Annotated in this window: 13 protein-coding genes and 4 pseudogenes; 6 read left to right on the top strand and 11 right to left on the bottom strand. The window is 57.7% G+C overall.

Annotated features, from left to right (window positions below):
• Positions 1 to 41 precede the first annotated feature (41 nt).
• Together Q5Y75_RS28580 and Q5Y75_RS23015 are read right to left on the bottom strand one after the other, a co-directional pair.
• Positions 42 to 185: pseudogene (locus Q5Y75_RS28580) on the bottom strand (IS3 family transposase); the annotation flags it as partial.
• Between the two features lie 53 nt (positions 186 to 238).
• Positions 239 to 892: a poly-beta-hydroxybutyrate polymerase N-terminal domain-containing protein gene (locus Q5Y75_RS23015; RefSeq protein ID WP_306201959.1), complete on the bottom strand. Its 654-nt coding sequence runs from the start codon at positions 890 to 892 to the stop codon at positions 239 to 241.
• Positions 893 to 1037: 145 nt separating this feature from the next.
• Here Q5Y75_RS23015 and Q5Y75_RS28675 point away from each other — a divergent pair.
• Both Q5Y75_RS28675 and Q5Y75_RS28575 read left to right on the top strand, forming a co-directional pair.
• A pseudogene (locus tag Q5Y75_RS28675) lies at positions 1038 to 1133 on the top strand (IS6 family transposase); the annotation flags it as partial.
• Positions 1134 to 1197: 64 nt separating this feature from the next.
• Positions 1198 to 1404 (top strand): annotated as a pseudogene (locus tag Q5Y75_RS28575) (DDE-type integrase/transposase/recombinase); the annotation flags it as partial.
• Positions 1405 to 1463: 59 nt separating this feature from the next.
• On the opposite strand, the gene Q5Y75_RS23005 reads toward Q5Y75_RS28575, so the two are convergent.
• The gene (locus Q5Y75_RS23005; RefSeq protein ID WP_306201958.1) at positions 1464 to 5168 is read right to left on the bottom strand and encodes a Calx-beta domain-containing protein; all 3705 of its coding nucleotides are present in this window, start codon (positions 5166 to 5168) and stop codon (positions 1464 to 1466) included.
• Between the two features lie 219 nt (positions 5169 to 5387).
• Between Q5Y75_RS23005 and Q5Y75_RS23000 the strand changes: the two genes are divergently transcribed.
• Positions 5388 to 7046 (top strand): LuxR C-terminal-related transcriptional regulator, encoded by a 1659-nt coding sequence (locus Q5Y75_RS23000; protein ID WP_306201956.1) that lies wholly within the window; start codon positions 5388 to 5390, stop codon positions 7044 to 7046.
• Positions 7047 to 7207: 161 nt separating this feature from the next.
• Here Q5Y75_RS23000 and Q5Y75_RS22995 read toward each other — a convergent pair.
• From Q5Y75_RS22995 to Q5Y75_RS22965, 7 genes and pseudogenes are all read right to left on the bottom strand, one after another.
• A pseudogene (locus Q5Y75_RS22995) lies at positions 7208 to 8267 on the bottom strand (IS3 family transposase); the annotation flags it as partial.
• Positions 8268 to 8433: 166 nt separating this feature from the next.
• Positions 8434 to 8697: a hypothetical protein gene (locus Q5Y75_RS22990; RefSeq protein ID WP_306201952.1), complete on the bottom strand. Its 264-nt coding sequence runs from the start codon at positions 8695 to 8697 to the stop codon at positions 8434 to 8436.
• Between the two features lie 331 nt (positions 8698 to 9028).
• Entirely contained in the window at positions 9029 to 10105 is a 1077-nt protein-coding gene (locus Q5Y75_RS22985; RefSeq protein ID WP_306202098.1) for a trans-3-hydroxy-L-proline dehydratase, read from the bottom strand.
• Positions 10106 to 10500: 395 nt separating this feature from the next.
• Complete coding sequence (locus Q5Y75_RS22980) at positions 10501 to 11319, bottom strand: hypothetical protein (RefSeq protein ID WP_306201950.1); 819 nt, start codon at positions 11317 to 11319, stop codon at positions 10501 to 10503.
• 71 nt (positions 11320 to 11390) lie between these two features.
• Positions 11391 to 13070: a sulfatase-like hydrolase/transferase gene (locus tag Q5Y75_RS22975; RefSeq protein ID WP_306201949.1), complete on the bottom strand. Its 1680-nt coding sequence runs from the start codon at positions 13068 to 13070 to the stop codon at positions 11391 to 11393.
• A gap of 71 nt (positions 13071 to 13141) precedes the next feature.
• A complete protein-coding gene (locus Q5Y75_RS22970; RefSeq protein WP_306201948.1) occupies positions 13142 to 14371 on the bottom strand; it encodes a DUF3179 domain-containing (seleno)protein in 1230 nt (409 codons plus the stop codon).
• A 33-nt stretch (positions 14372 to 14404) separates the two neighbouring features.
• The gene (locus Q5Y75_RS22965) at positions 14405 to 14638 is read right to left on the bottom strand and encodes a hypothetical protein (RefSeq protein WP_306201946.1); all 234 of its coding nucleotides are present in this window, start codon (positions 14636 to 14638) and stop codon (positions 14405 to 14407) included.
• A 170-nt stretch (positions 14639 to 14808) separates the two neighbouring features.
• Between Q5Y75_RS22965 and Q5Y75_RS22960 the strand changes: the two genes are divergently transcribed.
• Positions 14809 to 16167: a tetratricopeptide repeat protein gene (locus Q5Y75_RS22960; protein WP_306201943.1), complete on the top strand. Its 1359-nt coding sequence runs from the start codon at positions 14809 to 14811 to the stop codon at positions 16165 to 16167.
• Positions 16168 to 16341: 174 nt separating this feature from the next.
• On the top strand, positions 16342 to 16878 hold the full coding sequence (locus tag Q5Y75_RS22955) for an RNA polymerase sigma factor (RefSeq protein WP_306201941.1): 537 nt from the start codon (positions 16342 to 16344) through the stop codon (positions 16876 to 16878).
• A 5-nt stretch (positions 16879 to 16883) separates the two neighbouring features.
• Here the strand turns inward: Q5Y75_RS22955 and Q5Y75_RS22950 are convergent, their stop codons facing one another.
• Positions 16884 to 17450 carry a hypothetical protein gene (locus tag Q5Y75_RS22950; RefSeq protein WP_306201940.1) on the bottom strand — a complete coding sequence of 189 codons (567 nt, stop codon included), beginning with the start codon at positions 17448 to 17450 and terminating at the stop codon, positions 16884 to 16886.
• A 183-nt stretch (positions 17451 to 17633) separates the two neighbouring features.
• On the opposite strand from Q5Y75_RS22950, the gene Q5Y75_RS22945 reads away from it, so the two are divergent.
• On the top strand, positions 17634 to 18800 hold the full coding sequence (locus Q5Y75_RS22945; RefSeq protein WP_306201938.1) for a S8 family serine peptidase: 1167 nt from the start codon (positions 17634 to 17636) through the stop codon (positions 18798 to 18800).
• Positions 18801 to 18913: the final 113 nt, after the last annotated feature.

The raw sequence follows: 18913 nt of genomic DNA, 5'->3' as shown, positions 1-18913 counted from the left end.
TTCGCCGTTGGGCTCGAACCAATGGCGCCTTCAACGGCTCATTTCTTTCGCCAGCGGTAATAGGTTTGCTCCACAACGCCGATCTGTCTGATCGCGTCCAGACGCGGCATGCCTTGCCCCATCAGAACTTCAAACTGCCGCAACTTCGAGACAATCTCTTCCGGCTTCGGTCGCTTGTTTGCCATTCTTGGTTCTCCGTTTCCGAATCTTAACGGTGGGCCCATTGAAATGGGGAGGCTCAATTGCCGATCTCGTGGCAAGCAGGAGCAGGCTCTTGCTGCTGTGTCGCGGTGCGCGCGAGGTCTTCCAGAAAATGCGTGCCACCTTCGACTAGATTGCGACCGCCTGTCTGCAGGGTTCGCTTGATAATCTCGGGGTTCGACCAGGGGAAATTCGAGGGAGAAATGAGATCGAGTGCCTGGCGAACCTGAAACTGAGCACGTTCGGCATCGCGCGGCGCGATACCGGGCATCTCTTCGGTCGCGGCCTGCCACCAATCCTGCGTGCTCAAGAACGCCTGTTGCCAAGCGGCGAATGGAGTTTTCCGCCACTCATCAGCGGCAAACCGGTGGTCCTGGGCACGTGGATGGAACGGTGGCTCGGGGGATTTCCCCATTGCAAGGTCGGTCGCGTGAGCCCAGAGCTTGGAGGCGTTGCGGGTCGCACGTTCCACAAGCTCAAGCTGACGCCCCGGCGAGCGGCTCAGGTGGACCGCCCAATCCATCCAGGTCGCCATGATCGAATGCGGAGAAACCCCAGCGGTGGCCCGAGCCAGCGAAGCACGCATGGCGCGGTCGACCTTGTCATAGGGGTGATCCCGCGCCTCGGATTCGGGAACCTTATCTACCGCTTGACGATCACCCGCCGCCTGACCCCGAAGTAGTTCGGTCATCTTTGTTCTCCGTTTTGGCCAGTTACTCCAGGCCGAGGTTCAAACCTTCCGCGAGAAGCACATTTAGCAGGGCGATCTTGTCCTTACACGGCACGCCGGTTCGGAGATGTGTAAGGGCAAGGATGCAGTTTTGTACGCAGTGTAGTATCGGGATCTGGAAGAGATCATGGCCGAACGCGGCGTGTAGGTGGACCACGCCACTCTCAACAGGTGGGTTGTGAAGTATTCACCGATGATCGCCGTGCGCGGGCACTCGAAAAGTGAACAAAATCCTTAATCGATTTGGTTGCTCAGCCAAAATCCAAACAGTCAGGTCCAAGTATTTGAACAACCTGATCGAGCAGGATCATAGGTTCATCAAGCGTCGCATACGGCACATGTGCGGGTTCAAGTCGTTCAGATCCGCCTCGGCTACTCTGGACGGTATTGAGGTCGCCGACATGATCCGAAAGCAGCAATTCCCAAACACTACAGCCTCGGGCTTTCGGCTATTTGCCGAGATCGCAGGATAGGTGTGTCCAGTAAGTCGCTGGAGCTGGCCGTTCCAGAAGTTTGCGACACATCCCTGACTTCAGCTAAAGAGGAAGTCGGATGCATCTAGGAAGTTGATGTCGAAGCGGTCAAGCTCGATTTGGACCGCCGCATAGTTGATGATCACAGCGTCCCCACCGCTGGTGATCTGGAGATCGGAAAAACTGGTTGCCCCGGATGTGATCTCAATACGGTCCGACCCGTCGCGGAAGTCTCGGATGAGATCAACGCCAGATGTCGCATTGAATACAAACGTGTCTTGACCCCCACCTCCGGTCAGAGTGTCGTCGCCTGTCCCGCCAATGATGGTGTCGCGACCAGAGCCGCCAAGGATGTTGTCACGGCCGCTTCCTCCGATGAGAAAGTCATTCCCACTTTCCCCGCTGAGCACGTCGTTTCCGCTCCCGCCACTGATGCTGTCATCTCCAACACCGCCACGTAGGAAGTCTATACCGGAAGCACCAAACAGGCGATCGTCTCCGTCGCCGCCTAAGAGCCTGTCGTCGCCAAAACCACCCGTCAGCGTGTCATCGCCAGCACCACCATCCAACTCGTCGTTGCCAGAACCTCCGCCGAGTTTGTCGTCGCCGAAACCGCCAGCAAGAAAGTCGTCGCCATTTTCGCCACGGAGCGTATCTGCGCCGGAGTTGCCAAAAATCACGTCATGGTCGTCGCCGCCCGAAACTTGGTCGTTTCCTGAGCCGCCAAAGACAGTGTCGCGGCCGTCTCCGCCAAATATGAGGTCCGCGCCGGAATTGCCCTCAATCCGATCATTACCGACCCATCCAGACAGAACATCGTTGTCTTCCCCGCCAAACAGGCGGTCGTCGCCACTGCCACCGCTGATAGTGTCCTTACCATCATTGCCGCGCAGGACGTCATTGCCACTTTGGCCAAATATCCGGTCGTCCCAAGCGCCGCCAATGAGAAAATCCGGGCCTGTTCCGCCATTCAGCGTATCGTTTCCGGTGCCACCAAAAAGGAAGTCCCGTCCCGATCCGCCGACGACAAAATCGTCGCCGCCAAGCGCAAATACGGTGTCGTTGCCACCTTGACCAGCAATCCTGTCGTCAGCTGACGTTCCCATCAGTCGATCGCTTTGCGAGCCACCGACAATCGGCGCGGCGTCGTCGTCATCCACGATTGTGATGACCTGCGTTCCATCTTCGACGATGGCGACACCCGTGGAAGAGGCAACAATGATGCCCAGTTCGATAGTCTCATCTGGTTCGTCTATCGCATCGTCCACAAGGTTGACGCGCACTGCCTTGGTTGTTTCACCGTCTGAGAACGTCACCGAAGTATCAACTAGCTCGTAGTCGCGGTTGGCACCAAAGGGAGTGGCTGTGCCACCCAGCCCGATGTTAACAACCGCCTCTCCCACGCCGGAGCTGCGCGTAACAAAGGTGGTGAAGCCTGTATTAACGCCATTTTCCTCGAACACAGTTAAGTCTGCGCCGATGCTGAAGGTGACCGGTGTGTCATCGTCGAGGATCGAAACGATTTGCCGCCCGTTGACCACTTCGGCGGTCGCGTCCGACGATACAATAGACAAATCGATTATCAGGTCTTCTGTCAGCTCGATTTCAGTATCGTCGATCAGCCGGAACAGAACCTGTGTTTCCGTCTCACCATCCGCAAATGTGTTTGAGCCAATAAAACGAAACGCATCCGTTGCCCCGGCCCCGGACGTCGAAAGAGAGATCTCTGCTTCACCTTCGGCAAAACTACGCGTGACCGTGACGGCAAAGGTTGTGTCCTGACCGTTCAGTTCAGCAATGGTGAAGTCGTTGCCGAGGCTGAAGAACGAAATCTCATCATCGTCCTGGATGGTCACAACCTGCTGGCCGTTGGTCACTTCAGCGGGCTCGTCAGAGGACACGATAGAGAGGTCGAACACGATCTCTTCGGCGAACTCCACTTTCAGGTCGTCGGTCAGGCGATAGAGGATTGTGATCTCTGTCTCGCCATCAGCAAAGCTGTTCGAGCCACCGATCCGGGAAAAGTCCGCATCAACAGTTCCGCTCAGCGCCGAACCGGAGGATACCAATGCGACCGTTGCAGCGCCGGTGCCGGAACTGCGCGTCACGGTAACAGCGAATGTCGTGTCTTCGCCATTGCGTTCGACAACCATGAAATCGTCTCCGAGCGAGAAAGTCACCGGCTGCGACACGTCATCAATTTCAATATCACCGGAGACATTTTCCAGCGCGATGAGTCCGTCCGTTCCATCGAGCGCATCTAACGCGGCAAACCGCTCTGCCCCACCGTAAACGACGTATACTGCGCCGGGCGCATCAAAGTCATAATCCGCGTTACTGGCCGGGTTATAGAATGGGCCGCCGATGACGATGTCGTTTATGCCGTCACCGTTCAGGTCCCCCGGCCCCGTCACAGCAAACCCGACAGCAAACTGGTCTGCGGGCGCCTGGAAGCGATATCCCTCGCCCAGCGGAATGCTATCGAGGTCTACCGTGTCGCCAAAACCTTCCGCTGAACCAAACAAAAGCGCCGTTTCGCCAGCACCGTTCGGGCCACCGCCCGCCCGCGACACCAGAATGTCGTCGAAACCATCGCCGTTTACATCGCCGACACTCGCCATATCGACGCCATTCGCATTCGATGCCGACGAAACGCCACCCAGTTTGCTGACACCATCCGACGTCGACAGGTCGATACTGGAACTCAAGCCTCCGTCGACACCGTAAACCACATAGACGAGCGGTTCGTCTGTGCTTGGGCCTGCATCCATTAGTAGAAAGTCAGCCAGGCCATCACCGTTCACATCGCCCGCCGCTTCGGCCCGGTCCGCTATCGAAAAGATATCAGTGGCAAAGACTCTCGTTCCAAGCGTCCCGTCAAGCTGCGAGGTATCAATGGTGTCAGGAAGGCCGCCTTGCTGGCCATAGATCACATATGCCTCACCATTGTTGCCGGAAAAGGGGCTCGTGCCGCCACCGATGGCACCACGGCCTGTTACCAGAAAGTCGGCGAGGCCGTCTCCGTTCACATCACCAAGTGCGGCAGCGTCTTCACCTAAAAAGGCACGTTCACTGCTCACAACAATGTTGGCGTCAAACGACGGCGGCTCGTTCAACGCATCGGCAAGGTCGGTGACTGCATCATTCGGGCGCTCAAAAATATATCCCAAACCCGCCAAGGATGGGCTACCGGGCGCTTGGCCAAATGGGACGCCCACGAACAACTCGTTCTGTCCGTCGCCGTCCACGTCACCAAGATCAACGATAGAACTGCCCGCATTGCGGCCACCGGTCGAGAAGAATCCCTGGCCATCCACGCCGTTCGTAAGATTGCCAAGACCAAATGAAAACGTGCCGATGCCTTCGCGTCCGAACAAGATATAGCCCGCGCCCCCTGTCAGCGCAGTGGTGCTGAGGGCGCGTGGCGCACCGATGAGCAAGTCGACCAAACCGTCGCTATTGACGTCCGAAAAGGACAAGGGGCCGGGAACGCCCACGCCAACACCAATGTCGGTGACCCCGGATGTGGTAACTTGTCCTCCTGCCAGCGATGCAGCTTGCAGCTCGCCTTCCAGAACCCCGTTGCCGCCGAAGATAATTTGAACTGTAGATGAGCTGTCGCTGCGGGACGATCCAATCTGACGGTAGCTCACAGCCAAATCAGCGATGCCATCTCCGTTGAAATCGCCGCCTGCCAAACCGGCCCCGAATTCTTCGAACCCAAAGCTACCTGTTATAAGGGCTCCGGCCTTGACGGTCGCCATGATAGTTCCCCCTGAATCAATGCTGCTGGCGTTGGATGGCTATCCCTAAGCAGCCAAAAACAATGTCGAATAGAAAATAAATCAGCTGCTTGGGGCATCGCCTTCAATCATCAATATTGAGGATTCTCGTCGGTGACTGATATGCTCGCCGTCACGGGCGTTTTGCTCTGGACCAGTTTCAAGATAGCCACAAGGCCAAGCGCGTAACAGTCAACGCAGATGAACGTTAACCGATCAGACAGAGTACTGGAGCTTGTTTCTGCCGCTTATGGAGCGGCGATCGAGCCCGAACGCTTTGATGATCTGCTTGAGGCATGGGATCGTTGGTGTGAAGAATTCATCGACGTAGAAGAGGTCGCCTTCAAGACCATCTCACCACAGTTCGAGGACGCTCTGTCAGCCTCGGAGCGTCTGGAGGACAAGCAGCCGCGGGTATCTGCGATTGAGAACACACAAGCGCCATTGATCGTTCTGGATGCGGATGATCACATGGTCGCCGTCAATGCAGCAGCATCCGGAATGATTGCCCGGGGTGATGTTGATCTCAAGCACTTGATAGGATCAAGGCACACTGCAAAGCAGAACTTGGGTGCCGAAGAAATCAGCGCTTACCGATGCCAAGGTGTTAAGGGTGGCCCGAGCTATCTGACAGTAGAGGCTTCGGTCACAGCGGCGATCAAAGCGCAGAATCCGAAAGCGGATACCATGATTATGCTATCGCTTTTGGAATGGGACGACGCGTTTTCAGATCAACTCAAGGCGCGCTTCAACCTCAGTGATGCAGAACTGCGCGTTGCGCGGGGATTGCTGGAGGGGCGCACCGCACAAGAGATATCAGCGACGCTCAACCGAAGCTTGGCGACCGTCAGAAGCCATATCAAGGCATTGCTGACAAAATCCGGGGCCCGACGCCAGACGGAATTCGTTCAGCTTCTCACTATTCTGGGCCAGGTCGGGAGAAAAGCGGACGCTACACCCGAAGACGATGAACTGACAAGCGACTTCCAGTCCGAGACATGGATCGAACCTGCCGGGAAGTTACACGTTGTGAGATACGGTGCCGGAAGACCGGCGATCTATTTCACGACCTCGTCCTTGCCTGAAGAAACCAAAGCGGTGCGTGCAGCTTTCTCGGACGCCGGACTGGCCATCATGGCACCCGCACGGCCAGGATTTCGGGGCGAGACAGCCCGAGCAGACGAGGATGCAAGCATCGCGCTCATCGAGGGCTGGATCGATCGCCTACAAAAGGAGGCCGGCCCCAACGCCTTGTTCATTGGGCACCGGGAGGGCGGTATCCTCGCAGCCAAGGCTGCCCAAGCTGTTCTTGAACGAGGAGGCTCTGTTGGTGGGCTGATCCTGATCTCGACGGGAGCCCCGACGCACAACATTGCCGAGTTCGACGACTCTCCCGAGACGATCAAACGAAGTTTCAGGGCGGCGCGCTTTGCAAAGGCAGGTCTGACGCTCGGCTATCACACGGCGGCCCGGGTCTTTCGGTCCGGCTCATATGGCCAAGATAGGATCCTTGAGTATTTCTTTCGAGACAGTCCCGTAGACGCCAAGCTTATGTCTGAACCGTACTACCGGCAAACTATGCTGGCGAACCTGAATTACTGTTTCAAACACCCATCCCAAATCGCTCGAGATGTGGGGGATTGGGGTTCCGATTGGTCGGCTGCCCTCGACGCCGTGGCGTCAGTTGCACCCGTCCGCTTTATTCATGGTGATTCACATAGTTTCCTATTGCCGTCTCGAATCGAAGACGCTGCGTCAAAAAACGATGGGGTTTCACTAACGCTGCTCGGTGGCTCCGGCCAGCTCGCGCTTTATGAGCAGCCGCAAGAAATTTCATTTGTGCTCAGCGCCTTTGCATAGCTGCATTTTGCTTCCCTAGGTGTTAAGTCCCGGCATTGGTAGTGACGAAACCACGATCCTGACGGTCGGTGCACTGCTCCCCGACTTTGGATCGCCGGAAGCTGGAATTTTCCAGATTTGTCCCGATGACGGGCTGGTGACGCCATCGGGATAATGCTGGCTATCGGGACGTTGTATCCGATTGCGCTGTGGAGTCTGTCCTCGTTGTAGTGCTGACGCCAATCCTCCAACTTTTGCGGGCATCTGCAAGGCTCACGAACCAGTGCGCGTTCAGGCACTCCGCCCTGAGCTTGCTGTTGAATGCCTCGATGAAGCTGTTGTCCGTGGGTTTCCCTGACCGCGAGAAGTCTAGCGTGACGCCGTTGGCATAGGCCCAGAGATCAAGGTCGCGAGAGATGAACTCGCTGCCGTTGTCGACCCGTATCGTATTTGAATAGCCGATCTGCCCGCAGACCCTTTCGAGCGTTTGCACGACATCTTCGCCCCGATAGCTGAACCGCGGATCGGTCGCCGGGCAGAGGCGGGAATGGGTATCGACGACGGTCAAGATGCGGAGCTTCTTGCCCAGGGCGAGCTGATCGTGAAACAAAATCCATCGCCCAGACATCGTTCGGCCCGACTGCCTCGTGGCGGTCTTCTCGGAGCTTGGCCTTCACCCGGCGCTTTGGATGTTTGTTCCTCAGCTGCATGCCCAACTCATGGTAAATCCTACGGGTCTTTTTCATGTTGATCACCCAGCTTTCGCGTCGAAGCAGGACGTGCACGCGCCTGTTTCCATAGCGCACACGCGTCTCTGCAATCTCCTTGATCCGTCTCACTACGGCAGCCTGATCCGTCCGCCGGGACTTGTCGTGGTAGGTGGACGTGTCGAAACAGATGGCCCCACAATCCTTCCCGATCGATACGCCCCAATCAACGCACATCCCGGTGACAATCTCGCGCAAACGGCTAGGCTTCAGAGCTTTCGGCGAATGACATCCTGAAGCATCTCCCGATCCAGCGTCAGGTCCGCCACGATCTTCTTCAACCTGCTGTTCTCGTACTCAAGCGCCTTCAACCGACGCATCTCGTCCGGCAGTAAGCCGCCATACTTCTTCTTCCAATTGACGTAGGTAGCCTGCCTGATCCCGGCCTTCCGGCAGATCTCCGCAACCGGCGCACCTTGCTCGCCCTGCTTCAGGACGAATGCTTTTGCGATTCCGTGAACTTCGACGCTTTCAGGCGATTTCGCTCCTCTCCCAGTCAGGGAAACTTAACGGAAAACTCCAGCTTCAAACGATCCAGTCTTAAGGGGGCAGTGCAAAATTTGCAGGCCTCGCTGGATAATTCCGCCCAATCAGGGCGATAGCTTTGATCCTCGCCAAAGCTTGCGACAGATCCAGAGGTCCTAGAAAAGGTCGCAACTGGTCGGACCGGTGCGATCCAGGTCAGCACGCAAGCGAAAATCAAGTCCCCGGAATACAGAGCCGCGCGAAACGTTCTGACTGCCATTGACGTTCTGGCTAAAAAGCTGACTGGCGATCCGGAGCATTTTCACCTGAAGGTCGCGACACATCGAACGCCGGAAGATTGACGGAATGCTCAGCGCAAGTTGTTCGCGATGCATTACCGGGAAATCACGCTTGGCCCAGCCTACTCGATCAGACTTCAAGATCTGGCTGCCTCCGACATTGTGAACGTGACCTGCGCGACCTGCAGAGCGACTTGGTTTGTCCCACCACACCGGCTATTCAGCAAATACAGCGGCTACACTTGACGCGGGCGTCCGGGGTTGTTGAGCTTGTGGGTGCCGCGATGATCCTCTTCAAGTAGCGTCCTCGATTGGGTGGATGGCTGCTGATCGGGTTTCTTCTGCCGGTGACGTTGGTGGTTCATGGCTACGAGTTGGTGACACAGATTGACCCGGTCATTTGGGCGCCTCAGCAGGCGCATTTCCTCAAGGGCTTTTCCCTGATCGGTGTCACACACCGGCCTGCTCAGGCTTAACCTACCCAACTACTACATGGCTTGGGGAGCAGACCGCGTGTCAGAACTCGGTTGGCGGTCCCGGGCCAGGTATCGCTCAACCGATAGCCTTCTGGCCACGGGTCCGAAGGGTCAAGCATCCACTGATGGGTTCCCGTGATCCACGCCTGCCCAGCAATCTCCGGCATAATTGCGCGGCGCTCACCGACCATGACGTCCCGCAGGATCTTTCCTTCAAAATCTGATCCGATCAAAGAGCGAGAAATGAGGGTCTCGCCAATCCCCAACTCTCCGCGGGCGTGAAGCACCGCCATGCGCGCACAGGTTCCGGTACCGCAGGGGGAACGGTCCAGCTTTGCTGGTTTGATCACGACCGTGTTTTGAGCAACCGGCCCCGGCTGGACCGGCCAAGTAAACTCACAAAACGAGATATGCTTCCAATCCGGTAAGGTGGGGTGATGAAAGCCCAACTGTTCATTCGCGGCATCAGTAATTTGAGCGCCAAGTTGCGCCAACCGGCGGGCATTCGCGGGTACAGGCGAGATTCCCAAAGCGTCGGCATCCACCAGCACAAAGCTATCACCGCCAAAGGCCGTATCGACCGAAATGTGTCCCAGACCGGGTACCGACAGCTGCACGCCCAAGCGATCAACGAAACTTGGGAGATTGGCAATTGCGACCCGCGTAACTTTCCCGTCCAAGCATTCCGCGCGAATTTGAACAAGACCGCCGGGCGCCTCTAGCGTCAGCCGCGTTTCAGGGCTTTGCATCGGCAAAATGCCCGTTTCCAGCAAAACCGTCGCCACGCACATCGCATTGGACCCAGACATCGGCGGCGTGTCTTCTGGCTCCATGATGATAAACGCCGAATCGGCTGTCGGGTCTTTCGGCGGAACAAGTAGGTTAACGTGTTTGAACACGCCCCCTCGTGGTTCGTTCAGCATAAACCGACGCAAGCTGCCACTTTCTGCAATCCAAGCGCGCTGCTCCCAGAGGGTTGCTCCTTTCGGCGGCGCAACCCCCGCGACGATGACTTCTCCCACTTCGCCTGCGGCGTGGGCACTCACTGTGTGGATGAGTTTGGAACTGCGCATTGCCGAATGATAGATGAACGCATTCTGAAGGAATAGCGCGTTCTGGCTCCAGCGACGCTCGACAAGGCCAAGCATTGGAGCCGGCCCATTCCGTACCTTCGAACCGCCTTCAACATTCTGCGGTCACAGCCCGCATTGCGGCCACTCGCTGGGAACGCAAAGCCTGAAGTGAGTCCGCAGACGAAACCGACTGTCTTTGCGGTTGCGCGAATTGAGGCTTTTCGAGCAGCCGGTTGTCAAATAGCTCTGCGGTTACCAGCACCCCCCAAAAAATCGTATCGATGGAAATCAGGCCTGTGATTTACTAACAATCAAGCCGGATCATGCAGATCAGGCTAGCCACCTCTAAGCACCTGTGCGAGGTGAGCAATCTGGATAACCGGCGATAGAAAGACTCAGTTAAGAAAGACCTTCAACCCAAAATAGGGACCGTGCTGCGTCACATCATAGGCGAAGTCGCCGGTGCTGAGCGTGTCGCTGTAGTCGATGCTAAAGTAGCGGTATCCGAACGTGATCGCGGTCCGCTCCCACGGCTGGTAGTCAAACCCCACATTCGCCCCGATCTGTAGGTCGTTCCCGCCCGCCCCGAACCCGCCAAGATCTAGCGACGCGATGGTCGTCCATTGCTCGTTCAGGCGCCACATGCCGCGGCCGCCGATGACCGGCTCGATCCAGTCCTGATCGCCGCCAAGAACCGGCGGTACACCCGGGCCTGGCGTGGTGATATCGATCTCCTGCCGGATCGAGTTGTAACGGACGCCGCCTTGGATATCGAACGTGTAGCGCTGACTATCGGCTCCATAGGTTCCGTCCGCGACACGATAGGCGGCCATAAGCGCGAACCATTTCTGGCGGACATCCACATTCACGCTTGACCCAAGCGGGCCGGGAAGCACTGTGTCTTCTTCGATGCCCACGTAATTGGCGTCGACGATGATGCCTAGGTCTCCGTTCCAAGCCTCATATCGCCCGGCAGCCGCGAAATCGAGGACGTCCAACACATCGCCGAGATTGAGGTCGAGATCGGCCGATACTCCGGCGACGGTTGATGTGCCAGTGGTTCTGAGCGGTGTAAAAAGATAAAAGCCCAGCGTATGCCGCCAACCCTCCTCGCTCTGGCCCGGCGCGGGCAGCGATTGGGCGAATGCGGTGCCGGACAGGAGGCCGAAAACGGCAATGGAACATGCGGCATGCGCGCGGTTTCTTATGGCCATCTGTTAATCTCCTTGCAAGGGCGTCCGACGCAACCAGAGGCCCAGTCACGCCGCGGGATACACAACTCGGATCACTTGCCGACCGAGGCTTGCTTGATCAGGAAGGCATCAACCGCGGCCTGCGTCTCGGGGCGCAGGTTTTCGATGCCCTCATAGGGAACGCCGCGGGCGGGTTCGGTATCGGGATACTTTTCCTTGCGCTTCAGGTGACGCCCGAGGATGCGGACGAATTCCTGCCCACCCCAGGCGCCCACCTCGGTCGAGACGGGGTATTTCTCGTGGGTATCGCGATAGACATCAAAGAAATCCGCCAGGATAGCACTTTCGCCTGAGCCCGGGATGCGCAGCTTCAGCTGGTCCTTGATGATCGCCCGTGGGGTATGGACGGAATAGACGATAAGGTGATCGCGCCTGCCCTTTGTCTCACCCAGCAACAGCAACGCCGACTGATCGACACCATCCACCAACCGGTCCCGCGGGATGCCTGCCTCTGCGCCGGCAAATCGGGCCAGCGTCGTATAGAGGTCAGACACATGGACGATATCCCCAACAATCCCATCCGCCTCGATCATGCCGGGCCAGCGGATGAAGCTGTCGACCCGTATGCCACCTTCGGACACGTCGCCCTTGCCGCCCGCAAAGACCATCGGGGTGAAACCGGATTGCGGGGAATATTTGGTGAAGTGTCCGTTATCTCCCATGACAATCACGATCGTATTCTCTGCAATGCCAAGCGCGTCCATCTCGGCAAAAATGTCGCCCAGCCAGCTGTCGAGCTGCTGCATCTTGTCCACATAGAGGCCGCCATTCGGAGATTGCGGCCCGTCACGGCCCGCCCTTGTGTTGTCCAGCGGAACGAGCGGCCAGTATTGCAGGAAGAAAGGTTTCTCTCCGTCCGCAAGCGCGCGAAGTTGCTCCAGCGTCTGATCTTGATAGCGCTGGTTCATCTCGTCATATTTTGCGGCGTTCCAGCGCTCGCCGGTGCTCATCCCGACTTCGCGCGCGAGCTCGCCCCTTTCCGCCTCCAGACCGGTCACCATGGCGGCCGGGTCGGGCCGAAAGAAGTCGTCCAAAATATAGCGGTCCTCGAAATCAGAAATCCCGACCGACACCTGCTCCTTGATTGCGTCATCGTTGTAGATCGTCAGCTGACCCTGCTGATGTACCGGGAAACCGGCCCAGTCGAATCCCTGATTATGTGGCCAGGCTTCGGGGATATCGCCCATATGCCACTTGCCCACATGCGCCGTTGCATAGCCCGCGTCGGACAGAACCTCGGCCAATGTGAGCTCATCCGCTGGCAGCCCAAACCCGGCGATATCCACCGTGGTATCGCCCATCCCCATGCGGACCGGCAGTCGCCCGGTCATCATCGCGACTCGCGTCGGCGTGCAGGAGGGTTCGGTATACATGCGCACCATCCGCATCGCCTCGTCCGAAAACGCATTGATGTTGGGGGTAGAATACCCGCGCACGGCATTGAGTTCGGGAATACCCAGATCGCCAAAACCGATATCGTCGATCAGAATGTTCAGAATGTTGGGCGGATTGCCGTTGTTTGATTGCCGAAACGCCTCAAGCAAGTGGTCAACCTCGGCATTGTCCTTGGCCCATTGCTCGGCATTCTGAGCTTCCAGGATGTAGTACTCAGCGTCATGGATGATGGGTGCGTCCTGCGCCGCCAAGGTCGTGGATACAAGACAGACGCACGCTGAAATGGCTCCTGCAAGTTTCATATCGGTCTTAGTCATGGGCACCGTCCCGGCAATTGACGGGCGCCGAGCAGCGCGTTGTGAACTAGCTGGATTTTTGTACTGGCTATTCATGCGGTGTCCCTCGTTTCGGCAACATGGGCAGAGTCTTTGGTGTTAATTCGGTTGATATCCGTTTCAGGAAAGAACTCGACCCAGACATGCCAGAACATCCCGGAACGAAGAGTTTCGACACGGCTGAGCTTTCCGCAATTTGCATTACCGAAAAAGTCGATCTGAGTGACCGGCGTACCGCTATCGTTGTACCAGACGCCTACGCTCTCATAGGTTGGGTCGTAAGAGACGACAAGATCACGCTCGCCCACCGTGGCATTGATCAGACCCCGCTGGTTGGCGATGTAATCGTCAGTCCAGCACACCGCGTAATCACCGACCGTCACACCCCAAACATAGGTTTTGTTGGGCAGACGGTCGTCGCTATGACTCATGTTGTCCATGATCGGTGCGGCCTCCTGATGCTGGCGCGCGATCCCGGACGAGAAAACGGTTTCGGTGAACATATCGAAGAGCCGCAAGAGTGGGTTTGAGGAAGGCTTGTTCAGAAAGACCTCGCCATCGGGATAGGCTTCCTGAAACCCGCGAAAGCTCATCCTAAAAGTGGGCCAAGGCTGCATCGCGGATTGTTTCGAGGCGTCGCTGTCAAGATACCCGTAAATCTGCTGGATGGGCTCTCCCGTAGTGTTGTCGCGCAGGATCAGGTTGTTGCCGTGCTGCGCCATCACTTCGAGGTCCAGCCGCTTGCTGTTGATGACGGGCTTGTAGGCAAGCCCCAGATTGGCCATTGCACAATAGGTCATCACGATGTCTTCGCCGCCCAGCCCCTCGGCGTTGCCCGCCAGATGTGGCCGCATCAACTGGGCATCCGAATGGGCGCGCGCATGGCCGTTATTCTCGATCACCAGAACGCTCGCGGACGGGTTAATGAAATCCCGGGCTTCGGAAATGGGATAGTAGCGCGCGCTTCCCTGCTGGTTTCGCAGGCCGATATGAACCCAGACCCAAGGAAACACAAAGAGAAAGATGATCAGCAGCGTCACCGCTGGCGCGCCCAGAAAGAACAGCCAGCCGGGACCGCCGCCCATCAGATGGCCGATAAGCATCAGGGCAAGCGCGCCGATGCCCGCGGCGATATAGGTGTTTTCGTTGCGAATGAAGCGGATCATGTTGTTCCGCTTCACCTTCAGCACCATCTGGCTGATATCGCCCAGATCGCGGAAATACATGAAGCCGATGGTCAACGAGACGATGAGCCCGACGTAGAATAATAGATTGGCAAGCATCTGGTTCGCCTTTCCGGTTGTCTGTCTTCGCCTTCACTGGCTGCCACGCGGCATCGTGGATGCCGCTTCGAGGCAATGTCGAATTTCGTCCTCCAGCCCATGAAGACTGTCGATAATGTCGGAGTAGGTCGGGTCGTTGGCATCGCGCGGCAGCAGCGCCATCAAGCTTTCATAGTCACTGCAAATCTGGGCAAAGACCGTATCGGAACTGCGCAGACGTCCGATCTCGTTCACCTGATCCGGAAATGATCTCGCAAGCAAATCCACTCTGAACCTCAAGCTGTGTGATCCCGGCGATACCCCCCAACGACGTGACCCCCTCCTTTCAAGCCCAGTATCGCGCAATTTAATTTCCATAATCAGGTTTCTTGGCGTATGTTACGACGTAACACGTTTGTTTTCAGAGATTTACACGCCACCTGAAAGCCACCGAAGCGATGCCATCGAGGGGTTCAAAAGCGCAGACGGAGCGAGATCCGGTCCGGGACGACCTGACGGATGAAGAAATTCGAAGGGCGCTGGAGGCGATTCTGGCCAGCTCTGAGTTTGAGGGGGCCGAACGGCTTCAGTCTTTCCTGCGCTATGTCGTGGAAACGCTTCTGGCGGGGCAGTCCGACGACATCCGCGCCAAATCCATCGCCGAGGATGTCTATGGCAGATCGCTGGGCGAACGCGGTGATCCCATGGCTGTCGTGCGTGTCGATGCGGGCCGGATGCGCCGACGACTGGCGGACTATTACTCAAACTCTGGCAAAGACCAGACCCTTCGCATTCATGTCGATCCCGGCGGGTATGTTCCCAGATTCGAGGTTCTCGCATCTGAGCAGAAAGACGGCGGTACGCGCTCTGTCCCGCGCTTCTGGTTACGGGGCGCCGCTATTCTGGGGGTTCTTGTTGTCAGTGCAGGAGCTCTTTTCATCTTCATGACAGCTCAAGCGCCGCCGGATGGGGCCGCGCTGTCCGAGAGCGTCAGAAAACAACAGGCAGTCAGGGAGGCTCTGTTTTCGACCAACCCCACCAAATTGCAGGCGGTGAACCTGGCCAACGAAGCGCGACCGCTGATGTTTCCGGTGCTGGATCGCGACAGGCTTCAGGCCGTGCGCGGAATGTTTGACCGGGCCATCGCGCTCGACCGGACTTACTTCGGCGGCTATGCGGGAGCTGCGCAGGCGCTTGGCATCCTAGCAATCACCTCACCGCCCGGGGACGAAAAGCAGCGGTTGTTCCAAGAAGCACGCGCGCGGGCCGATCAAGCCATCGAAATCGGTCCCGACGAGGGTTGGAGCCACTCGGCGCTTGCGCTTGTCGCGTTTGCACATCGGGACTTCGACAAAGCCGTCGCGCATTCGACCCGCGCAATGTCCCTTGCGCCAGACGATATACATGTCACCAATTTCGACGCCTTATTTGCGCTCTTTTGCGGCGAATTCGAGCGCGCCATCGCGTCCGCAAAACGGGCGCAGCTCAGCGATAACACCAGCAGGAGGTTCCCCTATCGGAGCGTGCTGGGATCGGCGAGTTACCACATGGGAGATTTCCAGAGTTCGGTGGACCGTTTCAACGAGGCCATAAGGCGGGGCGATCCTGTCAGCGCCATATCGATAGGATATCTTGCAGCCGGGTATCAAAGACTTGGCGAACATGAAAGAGCGCGCGCTACTATGTTGCTGCTGGAAGAGGCCTGGCCCGATTATCCACTGCATGCTCTCTTTAGGACTTTGTTTGCGGAGCAGGGCAATGCGGAGGAAGTACTAACCGCAATCAACGAAATCTTGGGTCAACAGGCTGATCAATAGTCACATTGGGCGGCAAGGGCTTTGATGGAATGGACATCCCTGCTCGCGATCAAAGGCAGCTTTGGTCCGCCCTCATTCGGGCGACATGAGCAGGAAGTTACCGGTTGAACCCTTGTCCTTCGGGTGGCATGCCTCGTCTTGACACGATTTTCGGCCTGGTACGGACCAACGACCATGGATGATACCGAATTGATTGAACGCGTGGGAGCTGGTGACAAACGCGCTATGCATGCGTTTTATATGCGCCACAATGATGCCGTCTATTCATTTGCAGTTTCGCGCTGTGGCAATGCAGAGCTCGCATCGGATTGCGTGCATGACACCATGCTGGACGTCTGGAGATCCGCATCCCGCTTTGCCGGCAGGTCGAGCGTCAAGACCTGGCTCTTTTCTATCGCACGCAACAAACTGGTTGATGCCCTGCGCAGGCGCGGCAAGTTGTCTTTCGTTGATGAGATGCCCGACATTGAGGATACCGAGCCTAATCCCGAGGCCGCCGCCATCGCCGCAGCCGAAAAGGCACGGTTACACCATTGCATCAATGGGCTGTCCGGCGCGCAGCAATCTGCCATTCGCCTCGCGTTCCTCGAGGACTTGACCTATCCCGAGGTTGCGGAAGTCGAAGACGTCCCGGTCGGAACAATCAAGACACGGATACATCATGCAAAGCAGGCGCTGATGCGCTGTCTTGAAAAGGGCCTGCGCAGGTAACTGCGTCACTCTGCCACAAACTCTACGAAATCGACCTGCTCACGCATCGCCTCCAGCGCCGCTGCGCGCGCCGCGGCATCCGGGAAAGAGACGCGAACCAGGCCGAGCGCGCTTGGACCGTCCGAGATCACCCCGCCGAGCGTGCCAAGCAGGTCGGAGATGTCGCCGAAAGGCGCGCCGTCGACAAATTTCACCTGCAGTGCGAAGTCGTCGACCTGTTCGCTGGCGGTTCGAAATCCGCCCGGTGCCTCGCCGATGCGTGGAACGACGGCAAACTGCCAGACGGCAATCGCGAGCAGCGCAACCGCTGCATAGCGCAGCACATGTCGCCAGGCCTGGCGATTGTCGTTGGCGGCGCGTGGCGTACCATCGATCTCGACTGACAGCCGATCCCAGACTGCCTCGGCCTGCGCGTGTTTGGGTGACGCGTCAAGCTCGCTTCGAACCGCCCGCATGACCGCCACCTCGGCGGCAAGCGACGCATCCCGCGCCATCGTTTTTTCAAACGTCTCACGTTCCGAGGGGCCTAGCCGGTCTTGCAGGTAGTCGAGTATGTCCTGGTCGCGCTCCATGCCGGTTTGTCCGCATCGTTGCAAAGGTTACTTGTTTGTCGCACAATCCCTTAGAGTGGTTCAAAGTTATTTGTGTAGAGCAGCCGGTTTTTAGCTCGTCGATGAATCAACACGCAGATCAATACGACAAATTTGTCTGGGGCGAGGCCGTGATGCGCTGCCCTTTCAAGAGGGAGGCGGTCCATGTTTCACGCGGCACTTAAATCTCAGGCTCTGGCTGCGCTTTGCCTTGGCGTGACACTGACGAGCTGCGCGCCAGCGCAAGATCGTGCCGCCCCGGCAGCCGAGCGAACAGACGTTGTAGGAGTGCGCAAGGTGATTGCGTTACTGCCCAATGCTCAATCCACCAATCGGATGCGCCAGACGGCCCAATCGAGGGGCTATCAAGAGATTGATGCGCACCGCCTCGACGGGCTTGGCTTGACGATGCTTACATTTCGAATGCCCGATGGCGTCACCGGAGCCGAGGCCATTGAGGCCCTGGAAGCTGCGGTTCCCGAATCTACTGTTGGCATCAACCATGCCTATCGCCTGCAACAGGTGACACAAGCCCCCGGGGCGCTGAACTATGCTGACACCCTGATGCGCTGGCAAGAAGGCGGATGTCGCGCGCGCGCGCCGATCGGCATAATTGATACCGCGATCGATACCTCCTCGCCTGCCTTGCAAGGGGCGGAGGTTGTCACCAGAACGTTTTTTGATGGGAATGCCGCTGCCGCAACACATGGCACGGATGTGGCGGCACTTCTGGCAGACCCGGATCGTCTTCGAGGGGTCAGGATATACGCTGCGAATGTCTTTGGCCAGCCCGAGGCGTCGGGCCCGGTCGCAGGCGCTGACGCATTGGTGCGTGCCCTTGACTGGCTTGCCGACGAAAATGTGCGGTTCGTCAATCTGGCTCTTGCGGGACCTTACAACAAGCTTCTGGATCTGGCCGTCGTCCGGGCGGCGGATCGCGGGCTTGTCCTGGTAGCGGCGGTAGGGAATGACGGACCAAGAGTTGATCCGCTTTATCCTGCCGGTTTCAGCGACGTGATCGCCGTCACGGCGGTTGATGCGGACGGGCGCATCTATCGTGATGCCGTGCGCGGTTCACATGTGGATATTGCGGCACCGGGTGTGGACATCCTGGTTCCCATTGATGGCCCCGCACGCCTGATAACGGGCACATCGATTGCCACACCTTTTGTCACAGCGCGCCTGGTGGCCGACCCCTCTGTCATTGCGGCGCGCAGTGTTGCGGATGTGCGCAACCGGCTGGCCACGACCAGCGCGGAACTCGGCCCAGAAGGGCGCGACCCGGTGTTCGGATATGGTCTTGCCCTCGCAAATGACATCTGCAGCGACTGAGCAAAGGCCGCTTTTCAGCGTTGCTTGCTCAGCCAGCCGAACCGACCGTCGGGACACTCTTTTGCGCAGAGGCTACAGCTAATCAGACTAGGTGAAGCTCGCTCTTGCTCTGG

Source organism: Ruegeria discodermiae, assembly GCF_030758345.1.
Taxonomy (GTDB): Bacteria; Pseudomonadota; Alphaproteobacteria; order Rhodobacterales; family Rhodobacteraceae; genus Ruegeria_C.
Note: the sequence above shows the minus strand (reverse complement) of the source record. Positions and strands in the feature narration are given on the sequence as shown.